Origin of the sequence: Legionella sp. PC1000 (genome assembly GCF_014109805.1) — a bacterium.
In the GTDB taxonomy this organism is placed as follows: domain Bacteria; phylum Pseudomonadota; class Gammaproteobacteria; order Legionellales; family Legionellaceae; genus Legionella; species Legionella resiliens.
The window spans coordinates 1,429,637-1,447,737 of the sequence record NZ_CP059400.1; the positions used below are offsets into that span (position 1 = coordinate 1,429,637).

The window sequence follows — 18,101 nt, forward strand, 5'->3', positions numbered from 1 at the left end:
TTAAAATCCTGGTACCTTAAATAATTCCTTAATTTCTGAATAAGCAAAAATAGGACCATCTTTGCATATAAAAAATCCACCATATTGACAATGACCACACTGTCCAATCCCGCATTCCATATTTCGTTCCATACTCAAATAGATGTTATCTTCAGAAATCTCTTTCTTCTTAAGCAGATTGATCGCCGTGTGCATCATGATTTCGGGTCCACACATCATTACTACAGTATTTTCTGGAGTTAGATTGATTTTATCAATCATATCCGTTACATAACCAACGCTCCATGGCCATTTGGGGCCTGCTTGATCTGCCGCAATATGAATTTTAGTATCCGGTGCTTTTTCCCATACCGCATATTTTTTTCTAAAAATAAAATCATCACTGTGTTTCACACCTTGTAAGATACTTAAATTACCGTATTGTTTTCTTCTTGCTAAGATATAATCAATAATTGACACGGAAGGCGCGCATCCAAGCCCTCCTGTGATCACAATAATATCCCTATTTTGTGTTTGCTGAAGAGGCCAACCGCGGCCATAAGGACCACGAACCCCGATTCTATCTCCTTCTTGCAATTTCTGTAATGCTCGGGTCACTCGACCTACAGCCCGGATGGTGTGAGTCAAAATATGTTTTTTTTCGGGATCAGATACAATGGAAATAGCGACTTCGCCAACCCCATAAAGGTAGAGCATATTAAATTGGCCTGGATAAAAATTAAATGTGTCATGAAGTGATGCATCAAGAAAACGTAAATGCAGGGTAAAAATGCTAGGTGACTCCTGGATACGTTCTATAATTTCAGCTTCAAGGGGTACATAAGGATCATTGGGTTGAATCACTTTGTTTACTCCTTACATTGGATTCACCTGAAATCGCTGCTAATTCTTCAGTAATGTCAATTCCGACTGGACACCAGGTCATACAACGGCCGCAGCCCACGCAGCCACTTGTATCAAACTGATCAAACCAGCTGCCTACTTTATGAGTTAGCCATTGCCTGTATTGTTTTCGAGTATCCTCACGGATTATTTTTCCATTCAAATTACTATGGCCTGTTGTAAAACAAGAATCCCACTCCCGTTGATGCTCACTTTGGGTACCGTCTAAGCTCGGTTTTTCTACTTCAGTATGGCAAAAACAAGTAGGACATACCAAAGTGCAATTCCCGCAAGAGAGGCATCTTTCTGCTACCTCATCCCAGCGGGGGTGATTTAAATTGGAAAACAATAAATCACGTAATTCACGTTTGTTATTTAATGGGATTCTTTTGGTTTGCATTGCACCGGCTTGCGCAACATTTTTTATTGACTCATTGCATTGGGCAGGTTTAGCTTCGATTAAATCCAAATTGCTAATAATTTTTTCACCACGCTCACTACCTGAGATGACTACAAATCCATCAACAATTTCAGTCATAAGAATATCGAAAGGGTTCCTCACTTCAGGCCCGGTTCCTGCTGAAACGCAGAAACAATTTTCAGAGGAGTACGTACAATGTACGGCAACGATAAATAATTGCTCACGGCGTTTTTTATAGCGTGGATCAGGATGTGCACTCTCAATAAATACTTTATCCTGAATATTCATTGCTACTAAATCGCAAGATCGTGCGCCAATGAGTGCAACGGGTATTTCCTCTGCTTGATGTGGTTTAAACGTTAATTTTCCCTCTGTGTTACGCTCTACTTTCCATACTGTTTCCTGGGGTTTAAATAATACGGGCTTTATCGCTTGAGGCCCATTAGCAAAAGCAAAAGCTTTGTCTTCTGGAATTTTTTCTAAAGTGTAACTACCTGGAGTTTGAATATCGCGCATACCCCAGGGCAACTGATCTGCATGTTTGAGTACATCATAAACAATAGCGCCATCTCGCATTTGAGGGCCAACACAGGAAAAACCAGCATCTTGTAATACTTGAAAGAGGTTTTGCAATTGCGTGTAAGGTAAAAAATACGATGTCATAAAAATTCCTTTAACAAATTCGTGGCAATTGCTCTCCTGCCAGCCAATCAATAATTCTCATCCCGCCTAATTTTGTTTTTAGTTGAACAAAATGACGCTCATCTTCAATGACTTCACCAATATCTTCCGCATAGAGTCCTAAGGGATGTGAACGCATTGCTGCCAATAGTTTGTTTGCATTATTGGATGGACAAATAGCAATTAGCTTTCCTTCATTAGCAACATACAAAGGATCCAGACCTAGTAATTCACAGGCACTAGCGACTTCAGTACGAATTGGAATTTTGTTTTCATCAATCCTGAATCCAACATTTGATTGTAATGCCAATTCATTTAACGTTGTGGCAAGTCCTCCGCGGGTAGGATCACGTAAACAATGGATATTGGGTACAGCATGGGTCATGCAACGCACCAAATCATGCAACGATGCTGTATCAGATTGTATTTTTGTTTGAAATTGCAAATTATTACGATGTGCCATAACCGTAATGCCATGATCACCAATATAGCCACTGACAATGACACGATCCCCCGGTTTTGCTTGGTTACCTGAAATATGAATTCCTTCAGGGATTACCCCAATTCCAGTGGTAGTAATAAAAATACCATCTCCTTTTCCGCGCTCAACTACTTTAGTATCGCCAGTAATAATTGCGATATCTGCATGCCTTGCCGCATGAGCCATGGACGCTACAATTTTTTGTAAATCAGCAAGTGGAAATCCTTCTTCTATTATGAAGCTGGTCGATAAGTATAATGGCTTTGCACCAGACATTGCGATATCATTGATTGTCCCGTGAACAGACAAAGATCCAATATCACCTCCGGGAAAAAATAAAGGCGAAATAACATAAGAATCTGTGGTCATGACCATTTGGCCAGGTGATACTGAAAAACAGGCTTGATCATTTTTTTGAGCTAACCATTCATTATCAAAAGAGGCTAAAAATAATTGATCGATTAATTGAGCCATAATTCGACCACCGCTGCCATGAGTTAAATTAATTATTCCTTCTTTAAAATTAAGTCTGGGTGTTTTAATTTTTTTGGTTATTGTGGCTTCAGTCATCATGCATTTATCCGTCCATAAGCATATACAGCAGCACATGCCCCTTCAGAAGAAACCATACATGAGCCTAATGGATTTTCTGGCACACATGCTTTAGCAAATAATTTACATTCCATCGGTTTTCTAACCCCTCGAAGTACTTCACCACAAAGACATTGTTTGTGTTCTTGAGAGACAGAATCAGGTAATTGAAAACGTTGTTCCGCATCAAATTCAGCATATTCTGCTCTAATTTTTAAAGCACTTTTTGGAATAAATCCAAGGCCGCGCCATTCAAATTGATCACGTAATTCCAAAACTTCGGCCATAATTTCTTGAGACATCGCATTGCCTAAATGATTTACTGCACGTGTATATTGAATTTCTACTTCGCAACGTTTTTCATTGAGTTGTTTTATTAACATTAAAATGGAGTGTAACAAATCCAAAGGTTCAAAGCCTGAAATCACAATAGGTTTATGATATTTTTTACACACTGCTTCATAGGGTTTACTTCCAATAACTATGCTGACATGTGCTGGACCAACAAATCCATCTAATTTGACTTCGTCGGATTGCAGTAAGCTGTCCATAGCGACAGGCGTCAAGACATGATTGCAAAAAACACTAAAATTAGAGAGTTTCAATTTTTTTGCCTGTTTTATTACCAATGCCGTTGGCGGTGTTGTTGTTTCAAAGCCAATGGCAAAAAATATCACTTCTTTTTGGGGATTTTCCTGGGCTATTTTTAAAGCATCATTTGCTGAGTAAATCATTCGAATATCAGCCCCTAATGCTTTAGCGTGTAATAGAGTTTTTTGCCCAGTACCAGGAACACGCATCATGTCTGCATAAGTGCTAAGGATAACATTAGGTAAAGAGCTTAATGCAATCGCTTTATCCGTGATGGTCATTGGTAGTACACAAACAGGACAGCCTGGGCCATGGATCATCTCAATGTTATTGGGCAGCAAGCTTGGAATCCCATAGCGATGGATGGCATGGGTATGTCCACCACAAAACTCCATAAATTGATAGAATTGATTGGGATTCACTTGAGCAGCAATTTCTTTAGAAAGTACTTTCGCAAAATTGCCATTTCTAAAGTCTTCGATGTATTTCATATAGAGGCACCCTGGGCCATTTGTGCAAATAGGTTTAAGGTTTTTAGAGCTTCTTCCTCGTCTAATCGTGTTAAGGCATACCCGACGTGGATAATAACGTAATCACCTTCAGTTACCTTGTCTAATAAAGCTATTGAAATTTCTTTGACGATACCGCCTAAATTAATTAAGGCTCTTTCTTCATCAAGAATTTGTGTAATTTGTGCGGGTATTGCTAAACACATAAGATTATCCTTTTATTCCACCAATCCAGGCCTGCCCCAAAGAAATGCCACCATCATTGGGCGGCAGTTTTCGTGGTAATAGAGAAGTGATCCCGTATGTACTGAGTGTTTTGATTAATCCCTCAGCCATTACTTGATTCAAAAAGCAACCGCCACTTAATACTACAGTATCAATATTTTTTTCTCGACTTATTTTTTTAATCCATTCTGCAAGACCAGCTATGAGTGTTCCATGAAAGAGATTGGCCCCCATTATGGAATTGTTTAAGTCCAATAACTGTTCCAATGTGGGCATCATATCAAAATAATGATCGTTCATTTGCCAGCCATTAGGGATGATGTGTAAATGAGTTACCAGACTTTCCAATTGCATTGCAGCGTGTCCTTCATATTGTGATATCAGTTGTACTCCTAATAAAGCACTTGCTGCATCAAATAAACGTCCACAGCTGCTGGTACTGGGGCTGTTTATTTTTTTATCTAAAAGCTGGTGGATCAAATTGGCTTGGGGGCAGTTTGGAAATCGTTTGACAATTTCCTTGCTTCTGCCTAAAAAATGTAAAACACTTGCACCCATTCTCCATGGTTCACGTGCTGCGATGTCTCCTCCAGGTTGTAAAAGAGGCTGGAACGATCCGAGCCGTACAAATGAATCATGATTCAGTAACAAGAGTTCGCCTCCCCAGGCCTCCCCATTTAAACCATATCCATATCCATCCAATGCCAAACCAAGGACTTGTTTTTGGATGCCATGTTCTGCAATAACTGAAGCCAAATGGGCGTGATGATGCTGAATTGCAAATGCAGGTATGCCATATGATCTCGCAAATCGAGTCGTATAAAAATCAGGGTGTAAATCATGGGCAATTCGTTCTGGTTTTACATTTAGAAAACCTAATAAATGGTTTAATGATTCATGAAAGAAACCAATTGTTGCCTTATTATTTAGGCTTCCTATATGTTGTGAAACAAAAGCCTCATCACCACGAGTAATACAAAAAGTATTTTTAAGATGTCCCCCAACAGCGAGGGTGGGAGGGATAGCATATGGCAGCTGAATGGGAACAGGTAAAAAACCGCGAGCACGTCGAACATGCAGAGGAGCATCATGAATAAGACACATTACTGAATCGTCGATGCGCATGATAATTTCTCGATTGTAGGTGACAATTTTATCTGCAATAGTTCTAAGCTCATGTGCGGCGCTGATATCTTCCTTAATGAGTGGGTCGCCACCTAAATTGGCACTGGTAACTACTAAAATCATAGGTTGATATTCATCCAGCCAATCACAGCCATTTTTGTTGCCGGCAAATGCATTAAAAAGTAAAAAATGCAAAGGAGTATAAGGGAGCATGATTCCAAAGTGATTTAAATTTGGAGCAACCCCCGCAAGTTCAATCTTTTTTTTGAGTAAGACTATAGGTCGTTCGCGACTTTCCAATAAAGCTCGAGACTGTTTACTGAGTTCAGCAATGCCCGCAACACTTGTGCTATTAGCCAACATCAGGGCAAATGGCTTTTTGTCACGTTTTTTTCTTTCTCGAAGTTTGAATACAGCCGTTTCATTGCTGGCATCACAAAGAAGTTGATAGCCACCCAGACCTTTTAAAGCAATTATTTCTCCGTGTAATAGAAATTGTGCGATTTCTTCTATGGATAATGAAAGTTGGGGGCCGCAGTGAGTGCACGCAGTAGGTTGGGCATGATAGCGTCTATTATCAGGATTTTGATAGTCTGCTTCACACTGTTGGCACAGAGGGAAAGCGTCCATGGATGTATTGCAGCGATCATAGGGAAGATTTTGTGTAATCGTGAATCTAGGGCCGCACTGAGTACAATTTAAAAAAGGATAGCGAAAATAGTGGCTCAGGGGATCAAAGAGCTCCTTTAAACACTCTGAACAAATGCAGGTATCAGGAGAGATAATCGTATTCGACTTACCTTGTTCACTTTCAATAATGTTAAATGTATTTTCATTTGTTTTAGCAGGGACTGTTTTAAGTTGAATGTATTTTATTTTAGCAAGTGGAGGTAAGTTGACTTTTAAATAAGAGACAAATTGGTCTGCTAAGATTCCTTGAATCTCCAATAAAACACCCACAGCGTTATTTTTTATCCAACCGGTTAACTGGAGTAGTTTAGCTATCCGATATACATAAGGCCTAAAACCAACTCCCTGAACTTGACCTTGAATACTAATCTGCAGGCGCTTCATTTTCATGAGTGTTCGTTCATATCATTTTTTGTTTTAACCAGCGATACCAGTCATCCAAGCCGTGTCTTTGAGTAGCAGAGAGAGTGATTATATTCACATTGGGTTTGATCCGACGTGCATATTCAATACATTGCTCGATTTTAAAATCTACATAAGGGAGCAGGTCGGTTTTAGTGATGAGTATTAAATCGGCACAACGAAACATCTCCGGATACTTAAGTGGTTTATTATCCCCTTCGGTCACTGAAAGTATGACTACTTTAAACTGCTCACCTAAATCAAATAATGCGGGGCAAACAAGATTACCTACATTTTCAATAAATAATAGTGACTTTTCTTCTATAGGAAGATCTTCTAATGCATGGCTCACCATGTGCGCGTCCAGGTGGCAGACTTTTCCAGTATTTATCTGAAGCGCACTGCCGCCATGTGCTTGAATTAATTCAGCATCATGGTTTGTTTGTTGATCACCAACAATAACAGCAATGTTTAAGCTGGCTTTTAAATCCTGGATTGTTTTTGCCAAAAGAGTCGTTTTACCTGAGCCTGGGCTAGACATCATATTGATTGCCAAAACATTTTTATTGATCAAATAGTTTTTATTCTCCAGGGCAAACTGTTGATTCCTGGCTAAAATATTTTGCTCAATATGAATTAAATGTTTGTCATGAGTATGATGCTCATGTTCATGTTCATGTTCATGTTCATGTTCATGTTCATGTTCATGTTCATGTTCATGGTGATCAAACGCATTATTTTCTTCAGAACAACCGCATATTCCACACATTATTCTACCACCATTGATTGAACACGTAATTCTTCACCTTGAAGAATCTCTAATGAATGACTACCGCATGCGGCGCATTCCTCATAATACTGTCGCAAAGGAACTACTTTTTTGCAAGACTCACAGAATGCCTCTGCTGGGACATCAATGATTTCAAGCACTGCATTCTCCGCTACAGTTCCTTTACTTGCGATGTTAAAACTAAAAATTAAAGCGTTTTTTTCAACCGCAGCAAGCTGACCAATCTCCAAAATTACTTTTTTTACTTGAGCATGCCCTTTTTTAGCTGTATTTTCCTTAATAATCTCAAGAATGCTTTGGCATAACCATAATTCGTGCATATCAATACTCTATGAAAAATATATTGTGAGGCAGTTCATTATGCCAACAATGAGAGTAAAAAACGCAATGATTAACCCAAACATGCGTGACAATAATAAAGACATTGTATCAGCGCGTTGGAGCAACGTTGAGATAAATAAACCATTCAGTCCATCTGACGTCATCATTCCAAACATAAACACAACCCCTAATAATCCTGAAAACAAAAATCCTGCCATTGTTTTAGCTGAAAGTGAAAATAAAACGACCTGACTTACTGTATCAAAAGAAAAAGCAAAGAGTATCCCAATAAATACAATATAGATGGGATTAATATTTTTCTTGATTATTTTCCTGGATAAATAATTTTTAAAACTGGTAGGTATTGGTGATTTTGCTGGGGATTGAAAAACGTTCCAAAGAGTTAATGAGCCAAATACAAAGAGAAAAGTAAGGGAGATGCCATCGCCAACCCCGTTCAGCCATTCTGGAATATAGGTTGGCGTAAATCCATTACCTATGATTAGACTGATTAAAATGACTACCATGCCATGTCCCAAGGAGAATAAAAAACCTACGATTTTAGAGAGGTTCCGATGTGGACCAACGATTCTTGTCATCGAATCTATAGTTGCCAAATGATCCAGATCAAAACCATGGCGAACTCCTAAAAAGTACGCCATTATAACTGAAAGCCAGAGTGTTTCTTGCATCAATATTCTTCTTCTTTTTCAAGCGCATGCATCCACATGCTTACAATTTAAATATTTTCTGGATAGTTTATTCTGCATCATTCGTTAAATCTATTTTAATTTTTGTGCCCCATGTCAATCTTAATGCATTAAGAATGGCAAGAATATCAATTAGTTCCTGTAAAACCGCACCGGCAACAGGATTAATAAATCCCATCGCGGCAAATATCATACCAATAAGACTCAGAACCATTCCTCCAAGAGCACTTTGTAATGCGATTTTACGGGTATATAAGCTGAGGTGGATTAATTCGTCTACTTTTCTTAATGTATTTCCCATAATTACCGCCCCAGCTGCTTCAGCTGTAACACTACTGGCTTGCCCAAAAGCAATTCCAACTGTAGCAGCTGTTAATGCTGGTGCATCATTAATACCGTCTCCCATAAAAACCGTTGGAGCCTTTAATCGTTCCTGCCGAACAAGAGCAAGTTTTTGTTCAGGACTTTGGGATGCATGCAGCTCAGTCACACTTAATAAGCTCCCTAAATAACTCACTTCAGATTCACGATCTCCTGATACAAGCATAATTTTTTTAAATTGATGATAGGGTGCGAGATGGCTGATAAATGATTTGCTATCTGATCGGGGAGCATCATGAAAATGTAATGCGGCAGCATATTCGCTATCAACTAAAACAATGCACTCTAAACCAGGTGTTGTCGGAGGAAGTAAATTGGCATATTGAGGGTGGTTTTCTAATAATTTTTTTCGTCCGGTAATTTGAATGAGGTGTTGATTAATAGTGCCTTGTAATCCCTGTCCAGGTTCCTCAGAAACATTTACAGAGCTAAGTAGCGTTATATTCTCTTTTTTTGCCGCATTTAATACAGCATTTGCTAGCGGATGTTTAGAATATCGCTCTATACTTGCAACATATTGCAGAATTGGTGCTGATTGATAATTTGCAGCAGGTATAATATCTGTTAGAGTAGGTTTCCCATAAGTAAGAGTACCTGTTTTATCAAAAATAGCAGTTTTACAGGTGATTAATCGTTCCAAAACGGTTGGATCTTTAATGATAATTGCTTGTTTCGCTGCTCTTGAGATGGCACTGATCAACGTAATCGGAATAGCTATTAATAATGGACAAGGTGTAGCAATCACCAGAACAGAAAGAAAACGTAATGAGTCGCCGGTAAAATACCAGGCAGCAAATGCAAAAGTAAGTGCAACTGGCGCAAAAATCGCCCCAATTTGATCTCCTAAACGCCTAATCGAAGGCCGTTTTTGCTCCGCCTCTTCAAGCACCTTAACAATAGCGGCAAATCGTGAATCTGAAGGGAGGGAGGTTGTTTTTACTACCAACAACGATTCCCCATTAATAGCTCCAGATAAAACATGGGTACCTGGCGCTTTTGATATTTGATAAGGTTCCCCAGTCAGGTAGGACTCATCCATGGAGCCATGTCCTTCTATAACGATACCATCTGCCGGACACGTTTCATGAGGATAAATTAATAGTTCATCATCGATATGAATTTCTTGTAATGGAATATCTTCCACACCTGTGGCTATTTTTCGATGAGCAATTGATGGCATACGTTCTACCAGGGTATGTAATACTGAAGAGGCTTTACGCATTGCGAAAACTTCTAAAGTTTGACCGCTCGCTAGCATTAGGATAATTAGGGAGGCGGCAAGATATTCATCTAAAATAACACTGGTTATTAAAGCAATTGCTGCTAATAGGTCGGCACCTAAATTGCCCTGTAATAATTTAAACAAAATTTGTAAAAATAGGGGTATTCCCCCGATAATGATGAGAAAGAACAGTGGAAACAATGAGAATGAGGGAGCAAAAAAACGCATAAATAGATGTACACTAATAGCAATTAATGAAAAAAATGCAATATACGATTGCCAGTGATACTTATATTGGATTGAAGCCATCATATTCCATTGAATTAATTAAATTTTTTAACATAATTCAACAATCCCTTTTGCAAGAATGTTAGAAACATCTATTTGGTTTGTTGAATGTATTACAGTATTACAAGTAATGAGTTGTTTTGCTCCTGCACGTAAGAGCATATTTTCTGTTTGTTTATTAAAAAGAGCATGAACACCAATACATATTGGATTTTTAAAGCCATTGTTTATCAGTTGTTTTAGCGATTCAAACATGCTTGCTCCCGAAGAAATGATGTCATCCACAAGAACAGGAGTATTCTCAATGTTCTGTATCTTAGGTAAAGATACAACAACTTGTTTATCACCCAGACGTTTTTTTTGAGCAACTACAAAAGAAAGATTGCTGAAATTGGCTATTTCAGAAACCCATTGCTTACTTTCTTCATCAGGTCCTATCAAAATAGGATTTTTAATATGGGAAGATATCCATTCAGAAATATTTTTTGTAGCATGTAGTGTTAGCAGCGAAGGCATACTGTATATTTCAGAGAGCTGATGTATGCGATGTAAATGCGGGTCAATAGTAATCATTCCATCGATGCAGCTTGAAAGTAACTGAGCAAAAATAGTCGATGTAATCGCTTCACCAGAATGAAAGCGTTTATCTTGCCGCATATAAGCGAGATAAGGTGCTACTAAGCAAATTTTATTTGCTCCAAGCTCCTTAAGAGTTCTAGCCATAAATATAAGCGCTAGTATTTTGCTATTAGGATGAGCAAGAGTACAGACTAAAAAAACCTTTTTATTTTTAACATCTGAATTAATTCGAACATAAGATTCGCTATCAGGGAATTGATGTATTTCTGCTTTGCCAATTTCAATAGACAGTTTATTGCTTAACGCTTGGGTCAGTTTTTTGTTTCCTGGTAATGAAAAAAGAATAGGCTTGTCCATATTATTGCTCTTATATTTTTTCAGGTGTGATTTTAATAATATTGGGCATGGATAAAGCATTGGTACATGCGTAGTTCAATATTCCTTTAGACTCTGCATGAATTCGATACAACAATTGTCCTTTTTCCACTTGCGTACCTAATCTTGCAAAAAATTCAATACCTGCTGCAGGCTCATAAGGAGCTCCTGCCAATTTCGCTATTTTAGCTAGATCCCGATTATCAATTTCAGTAATAAATCCATTTTGGTTCGCAACAACGTCATGTGTAAATGATGCAGTAGGAGGAACTTTAAAACCACCCTGGGCTTCACAAATTGCTAAGAATTTTTTTAATGCAGTACCACGTTCCAATAGGTTTATCGCTAACTCTGTGGCTTGCTGAAGGGGTATTTTTTTCCCCAACTCAAGTAAGATCGCAGCAAGTGTAATTGCTTTATTTTTTAAATCGATAGGAGCATCCTTATCATTATGTAATACAGCCAAGATATCTTTTGCTTCTAACGCTGGGCCGATACCTTTTCCAATAGGCTGATTTCCATTTGTTCTTAAAGTAATAACATTCAAATCAAGAGCATCGCCTACCAAAGAAAAATATTTTTGATATTTGAAAAACTCAGACTCAGAACGAATTTTTGCTGTCGGCCCAACCGGAACATCTATAAGGACATGCGTAGCACCAACGGCAACTTTTTTGGAAAGTACAGAGGCTATCATTTGGCCCATTGGATCAATATCCAGAACTCTTTCTACCCGAATAAGAATATCATCGGCCGGACTTAAACCTAATGCATCACCCCAAACTATGCATCCTCCTTCACGTGCAACTACCTTTTGTATTTTCGAAAGAGGCAGATTTACTTCTGTCATCGTTTCAATAGTATCGGCAGTACCCGCAGGAGACGTAATTGCTCGGGACGAGGTTTTGGGAATAATGAGTCCCGCTGCAGCTACAATAGCTACAACAATGGGAGTTGTTCTGTTGCCAGGAATACCTCCTACGCTATGTTTATCAAGAATGATAGGGTCGTTCCAATGCAGTTGCTTACCTGTTTTAACCATGGCTTGTGTTAGGTAAATAATTTCTTTAATACTGAGGTTATCATTACCACAAGCAGTGATAAAACTCGACAAATGTATATTGGAATATTTGCCGGCTACAATATCGCTGATAATTTCATAAAGTTGAGAGGCTGATAACGCGTTCCCATATATTTTAGAACGCACATAATCTATAGAAGGTACAGGAAGTAGATGAGATATGTTAATAAAGTCTCCTTCTTTTGCACCAATGTGTTCCCAAGCGTTTTCAGAAAGACTGGCCTCACCCTTTTGTAAGATATCCGAATGAATAATATTCAATGATGCAATTATGGATTTTTTATTTAAGTGAACAATCACTCGTGCTTGTATTTCAAATCCTTCCGAGATACAAATAAAACAATCTGCACGTATAAAAAGAATAAAATCCTGTCTCGTCTCAATCCCTAATTTGACTAACTTCAGTTTACTTAATCTATTATTCGAGTTGTTATTCATCTTAATTTTTCTTTATCTAAATAGTTAGGGATCACACAATTCCAATGAAATTTTTGTTCAATTTTTACTTTAAGAGATTCGGCAGATTCTTTTTCACCATGGGTAATAAAAATTTTCCTGGGCGCGTTTTTTAAGTGCGCCAACCAAGACAGTATTTCAACATAATCTGCATGTGCGGATGTGTTATCCATCTGTATTACCTCAGCATGAATTGGAACCATTTGTCCGAACATTTTTATTTCTTTCTCACCACGAACTATTCTATCACCCCGAGTACCACCTGCTTGAAAGCCACTGAAGAGTATGGTGTTCCTAGAATTGGGAGCAAAATTTCGGATATGATGTACTACTCGACCCCCGGTGGCCATCCCGCTAGCAGAGATTAAAATCATGGGCATTTTCTGTTGACTTAGTGCAATAGACTCTTCTGTGGTACGCACATATTGAGCAATACCACATAGTTCAGCACATTGCTGGACGGATAATCGATTTTCATTTGCATGACGAGAAAAGATTTTTGTCGCATCTGTAGCCATCGGACTATCAACAATAACAGGAATATCTGCAATTACTTTTTTTGATTTTAATTGTTGGATGTAATACAACAAGCATTGTGTGCGACCGACCGTAAAGGCAGGGATTAATACGATACCGCCTCGTTTTACTGTGCGGTTAATTATTTCTCCAAGTTGTTCCTCAGGATTCGTTTTCTCATGTAAACGATTACCATAGGTGGACTCGACAACTAAATAATTTGACTCTAATGGTGCTTGGGGTGGATTCATAATAGGATCCTGTGCTCGACCAAGATCACCTGAAAAAAGTACAGATACATTATGATGACAAATTCGTATAAAAGATGCTCCAAGAATATGACCTGCATAATGAAAGCTTGCATAAAAATCATCATCCATTTTAAACTGCTTACTTAAGTCTATAGGATGAAAATAGTTGAGTGAAAATTCAGCATCTTCCCGAGTATAAAGGGGTAGGGAAGGATGATGTTTGGAATAACTTCTTTTATTTGCATAAAACGCTTCCTCTTCCTGAAGATAGCCGCTATCAGGCAATAATATTTTACATAAATCATATGTCGCCTCAGTACAAATTATTTTCCCCTGGAATCCATTTTTTACCAGTAATGGAATATATCCACTATGATCAATATGAGCATGTGTGAGCAAGACATAATTAATATTTTGAGGCTGGATAGGTATCGATGCCCAATTCCGTAAACGTAATTCTTTATAACCTTGGAAAAGACCACAGTCGACAAGCACTTTCATATTTTTAGTTTGCACTAAATATTTTGAACCGGTGACTGTTTGGGTCGCACCTAAGAACTGAATTTCCATGAGCCATCCTTTACTTTTATGGATACTGTCAATTATAGGTTGGTTTTGGAAATCTATGAACCAAAAAAACATAAAAACCAATAAATTGAATATTGGCCATCCTATTCTCTTTTCTCTGATTAATAAGCTTTTACTGGTGAAACAAAGCCAGGTGGTTTTAACGCAAGCAACGAGCAGCTAATTTTTTGTAGAATATTTTCTGCTGTATTGCCAATAATAAATCCTAATATCCCAGTACGTGCGAGTGTACCCATTACTAAAATATCAAATTTTTTCTGAGCAATAATGGATGGGATAAGTTCCTCTGGTTGTCCTCTAGAAATTTCAATCTGATATTCTCCAGAAATTTGCGAGCGTTTGATCAGATCTCTTAATAACAGTCCATGAGAAAATTTTTCTTGAGCGACCATTTTAGTGATTTCAGCTTCAGGGATTTTTATCCAACCGCTATCACGAAAGTAATTTTCCAGTACAAAATCCCAGCAGGAAATAATGTGTAACTTGGTCTTATAAAAGGAACTCATGGAATGAGCAAATTCTAATAAGCGAAGTGATAAATTTTGGGTGGCAGGTTCCTCATCTTTTGGATCTATAGCGACGGCTATTCGAATATTTTGTTGAGCATGTTTTAGAGGACGATGCAGTAATGTAGCACAAGGGCATTTGCGCAATAGTGCCATATCAAGAGCTTTAAACCCTTTTCCTTCTGGCGTTTCAGCTTCTTTAATGAGAAGGTCATGAGAGTTTTGCAATACATAGCGAATGATTTGGATATCAGGCCTACTGGTGCAATTGGCTTCGATCTGGATAGGGATATCCTTTAAAGTGAAGTCTGATTTGGCCGATTGAATGGTTTTATTCATCTTGTCAATTAAGAATGCTTCATAAGAGGGTTTATATTCACTAAGCGTATCAGGAAAAGGAGGGCAAATAATTAAGATACGAAGTTCTGCCTTATTTTCAAAAGCCAGTCTCAATACCAATTGTAAGGTTTCCATCTCATCTTTAATTCCATGGCTGACAAATAAAATATTATGAAATTGGTTCATCTCTTTTTTTCCTCCTTGAGAGAGCTCGCTGTGGCTAAACTACAAATGCTTTTAACCTATTTTGACTGCCATACCATTCAGATTGCTCAATAAAACTTCATGAAAGTGATCCCAAAAAATAATGATTTCTGTGTCCTTATGAGATCTAAATACCTAACCATTATAGAAATTATAGTATTTAAAAGTCTTCGCGTATTTTTAGAATGGGAGGAGAGGAATTTTTGATTTGCCTTCAAAATGCTAACCTGAAGTTGTTTACATATGGGGTAATCGAGCGTTTGCAACAAGAGATATCTGCCTGGTAATGAGTTCCAAATGGAACTTGCTGTAAATATTATTATAAGAGTTTTCAATTTCTCCGACAAAGCGGTATTCACTTTTGATTGCTGTATGAGGACTCTCATTATAAGAGCTTCGGTCGAGAGCCTCCCTTAGAAAACCTTTTCCTGTTTGTAATATTCTAATTTTATTTTGTCAACATTATGACAGCTTTTATTATGATTGCAGGTTTCATAAAAATTGTTTATTCTCCATATGTTTACTGTGACTATAATAAGAAACCAAGGACTGAGAATAGCTGCTGATTAGGGCCTGGGAAATTTTCCAATATCAGTTTTTCTAGTGCAGTACGGCAAAGTTTGATTTGCTTAAGGGACAAAATAGAAGTGGGGATTTAATAAAAATGAATGGATTTTATCCATACATCTAACCCATATCAAATCTAAATGTACAGTGAAGATGGACAATAAAAATAAATGGATTTAAAACGATCAGTAATTTTTGCGCTAAGCTTACCTCTTATTATTTTCTTGGTTTCTCCTCTTGTTTTTTATTTTGGGAACCATTTTGAATTTACAACGAACCTGGCAGATACGTTACCGCCGCTCGTATTTATTTGTGTTGGCGTTACAACAATTTTACTTGGGTTGTTACTGGTAATTTCCCGGTGGCCAGTGCTTTATGCAATTATTTCAGGGCTGTTGGTGGGGCTTGCGTTATCTGCCTGGGTGCAAAGTCAACTTTTTGCCTGGAACTTTGGTCCGTTAGATGGAAATGGAGTGAACTGGAGCAAATGGAGTACCCACGCCAATGTAGAATTGTTAGTCTGGTTATTTCTTGTTGGTGCTGCTATCACGTTGTCTTTTCGCTCAAGAAATAAATTACTTATTTTGGCTCAAGGCAGCATGCTGTTAGGTGTCCTGTCACTAATTACCGCCTGGGTGAGCTCGGATTACCATCCTAAGAAAAATGATGACCAGGCAGCTGCAAAGAGTCTTTTTTCCTTCCACAATAAGAATAATAAGCTCCTGATAGTCCTGGATAGTTTTCAATCTGATATTTTTAATGAGATAGCACAGAATTGGCCTGAGGAAGTGGCCTTTTTGCGCGGCTTCACTTTTTATCCAAACACGGTTGGTGGTTATCCAAGCACCATTGCTTCTTTACCCTTAATTCTTACGGGGAAATTTTACAAAAATGAAATTCCTCTGAAGGATTGGACGAAGGCAAGCTATACAATCCTAAATATAGCGGATTATCATATTGAGAAAGGGTATGGAGCCAGTATTATTTCAATCATTCCAAATAAATATTTTGAGGGTATTAAAGCCCAAAAAGCGTTCATGGCATCTGTTGGGGAGGAAACATGGGCGGGGATTAGTAAACAACAATTACTATTGCTTAATGGCGGTCTATTTCGAATTGCACCAACCAAACTAAAACCCGGACTTTATAATAAAGACAACTGGCTTTTCTTGAAACTAACCACTGATGATACATTACCCCAAGGTAGAAATGGTGATGATTTGCGCTTTTTGAACGCACTGGAAAAAAACGCCAGGGTTAATTCTAATAAAGAGGGTGAGTTCAAAGTGTATCATTATGCAGGTGCACATGCTCCTTCCCAGGTTAATGAATTTTTTAAATATGAAAAAAACATGCCTAGCACAAGGGAGTCTTATGTGCGTCATGCACGTGGAGTTTTGCGATTTCTGCACAGCAATCTTAAGCTGCTTCACAAATTAGGTATTTATGATTCTGCTGAGATTTTGGTTATCGGCGATCACGGGAGGGGATTTTGGCCAGCAGATATTCACGGTTCTGCAGATACATTAGATGACAATATAAATACATATGCACTTGGTACAGCGCGTCCGCTTTTTTTATATAAACCAAGTACGTCGCTCTCGCCGCTCACCTACTCCAATAAACCGCTTCATTTAGCTGATATCGTATGTATCCTTTCCTGGAATGATGGTAAGTTTGCATGTGGAGCCGATCGTTTATCAAAATTAGATGAAAAGAAAAAACGTACTTTTTTATTCTATAAATGGAGCAATCCGTATTGGAACAAAGCGTACCTTCCGCCAATGTCAGAGTATGTTATCGATGGTGATGTAAGAAATATACAAGCGTGGGAAAATCTTAATCGAGAGTATGCTGCGGGTTCCGTAAAGAAACTAATTAAATTTGCTGAGTATAAACTAGGTATGCCCCTAAGTTTCGCACAGGGAGGCAATGTAGCGAAATTTTTAAAGCAAGGCTGGTGTGGGCAAGAGAAGGAGCATCGATGGACCAATGGATCTCAAAGCCGGCTAGGCCTTTATGTAAAACAAGAAAAATCGCAGTCCTTATCATTGCGACTGCATGCTAAAGCCTTCCCGACCAAAGATAGAAAGCCACAACAAATCAAAGTTGTAGTCAATGGATATGACATTGCTTCCTGGACAATGCTCGAGCTGGATTGGTTCGAAGCGACTATTCCCGCAAAAATAATAAGCAATGGATTATTGGATATTACGTTTGTTATCTCCGAGCCCACTGCTCCCAGCGAAATAAGTGAATCTCCAGACCGTCGTAAACTGGGAATTTTCGCTCAAGAGATAATTATTGATGAAATAAGAAGAGCTTAACA

The 18,101-nt window shown here is 38.2% G+C and carries 15 protein-coding genes; 1 reads left to right on the forward strand and 14 read right to left on the reverse strand.

Annotated elements, in window-relative coordinates; translation table 11 throughout:
- The 14 genes from FOLKNPGA_RS06255 to FOLKNPGA_RS06320 all read right to left on the reverse strand — a co-directional run bounded on the left by FOLKNPGA_RS06255 (position 1) and on the right by FOLKNPGA_RS06320 (position 15,187).
- Positions 1-843, reverse strand: coding sequence for an FAD/NAD(P)-binding protein (locus FOLKNPGA_RS06255; protein ID WP_182352182.1), 843 nt, complete (start codon positions 841-843; stop codon positions 1-3).
- Positions 827-1,966 (reverse strand): 4Fe-4S dicluster domain-containing protein, encoded by a 1,140-nt coding sequence (locus tag FOLKNPGA_RS06260; protein WP_182352183.1) that lies wholly within the window; start codon positions 1,964-1,966, stop codon positions 827-829. Before FOLKNPGA_RS06260 ends, FOLKNPGA_RS06255 begins: the two co-directional genes overlap by 17 nt.
- Positions 1,967-1,976: 10 nt before the next feature.
- Positions 1,977-3,035, reverse strand: a complete 1,059-nt coding sequence (gene hypE, locus FOLKNPGA_RS06265) for a hydrogenase expression/formation protein HypE (RefSeq protein ID WP_182352780.1) — start codon at positions 3,033-3,035, stop codon at positions 1,977-1,979.
- Entirely contained in the window at positions 3,035-4,138 is a 1,104-nt protein-coding gene (hypD, locus tag FOLKNPGA_RS06270; RefSeq protein WP_182352184.1) for a hydrogenase formation protein HypD, read from the reverse strand. Before hypD ends, hypE begins: the two co-directional genes overlap by 1 nt.
- Entirely contained in the window at positions 4,135-4,362 is a 228-nt protein-coding gene (locus FOLKNPGA_RS06275) for a HypC/HybG/HupF family hydrogenase formation chaperone (protein WP_182352185.1), read from the reverse strand. Before FOLKNPGA_RS06275 ends, hypD begins: the two co-directional genes overlap by 4 nt.
- Before the next feature lie 4 nt (positions 4,363-4,366).
- Entirely contained in the window at positions 4,367-6,586 is a 2,220-nt protein-coding gene (gene hypF / locus FOLKNPGA_RS06280) for a carbamoyltransferase HypF (protein WP_182352186.1), read from the reverse strand.
- 10 nt (positions 6,587-6,596) lie between these two features.
- Positions 6,597-7,367, reverse strand: coding sequence for a hydrogenase nickel incorporation protein HypB (gene hypB / locus FOLKNPGA_RS06285; protein WP_182352187.1), 771 nt, complete (start codon positions 7,365-7,367; stop codon positions 6,597-6,599).
- On the reverse strand, positions 7,367-7,708 hold the full coding sequence (hypA, locus tag FOLKNPGA_RS06290; protein WP_182352188.1) for a hydrogenase maturation nickel metallochaperone HypA: 342 nt from the start codon (positions 7,706-7,708) through the stop codon (positions 7,367-7,369). Before hypA ends, hypB begins: the two co-directional genes overlap by 1 nt.
- 9 nt (positions 7,709-7,717) lie before the next feature.
- Positions 7,718-8,401, reverse strand: a complete 684-nt coding sequence (locus FOLKNPGA_RS06295; RefSeq protein ID WP_182352189.1) for a DNA repair protein — start codon at positions 8,399-8,401, stop codon at positions 7,718-7,720.
- 67 nt (positions 8,402-8,468) lie between these two features.
- Positions 8,469-10,331, reverse strand: coding sequence for a heavy metal translocating P-type ATPase (locus FOLKNPGA_RS06300; RefSeq protein WP_182352781.1), 1,863 nt, complete (start codon positions 10,329-10,331; stop codon positions 8,469-8,471).
- A 27-nt stretch (positions 10,332-10,358) separates the two neighbouring features.
- Positions 10,359-11,246 (reverse strand): ribose-phosphate diphosphokinase, encoded by an 888-nt coding sequence (locus tag FOLKNPGA_RS06305; RefSeq protein WP_182352190.1) that lies wholly within the window; start codon positions 11,244-11,246, stop codon positions 10,359-10,361.
- A gap of 10 nt (positions 11,247-11,256) precedes the next feature.
- Positions 11,257-12,783 (reverse strand): thymidine phosphorylase family protein, encoded by a 1,527-nt coding sequence (locus tag FOLKNPGA_RS06310; RefSeq protein WP_182352191.1) that lies wholly within the window; start codon positions 12,781-12,783, stop codon positions 11,257-11,259.
- Positions 12,780-14,138 (reverse strand): MBL fold metallo-hydrolase RNA specificity domain-containing protein, encoded by a 1,359-nt coding sequence (locus tag FOLKNPGA_RS06315; protein ID WP_182352192.1) that lies wholly within the window; start codon positions 14,136-14,138, stop codon positions 12,780-12,782. The genes FOLKNPGA_RS06310 and FOLKNPGA_RS06315 overlap by 4 nt, the downstream gene beginning before the upstream one ends.
- Positions 14,139-14,257: 119 nt before the next feature.
- Positions 14,258-15,187, reverse strand: coding sequence for a universal stress protein (locus FOLKNPGA_RS06320; protein ID WP_182352193.1), 930 nt, complete (start codon positions 15,185-15,187; stop codon positions 14,258-14,260).
- Positions 15,188-15,942: 755 nt separating this feature from the next.
- On the opposite strand from FOLKNPGA_RS06320, the gene FOLKNPGA_RS06325 reads away from it, so the two are divergent.
- Entirely contained in the window at positions 15,943-18,099 is a 2,157-nt protein-coding gene (locus tag FOLKNPGA_RS06325; RefSeq protein WP_182352194.1) for a sulfatase-like hydrolase/transferase, read from the forward strand.
- Positions 18,100-18,101: the final 2 nt, after the last annotated feature.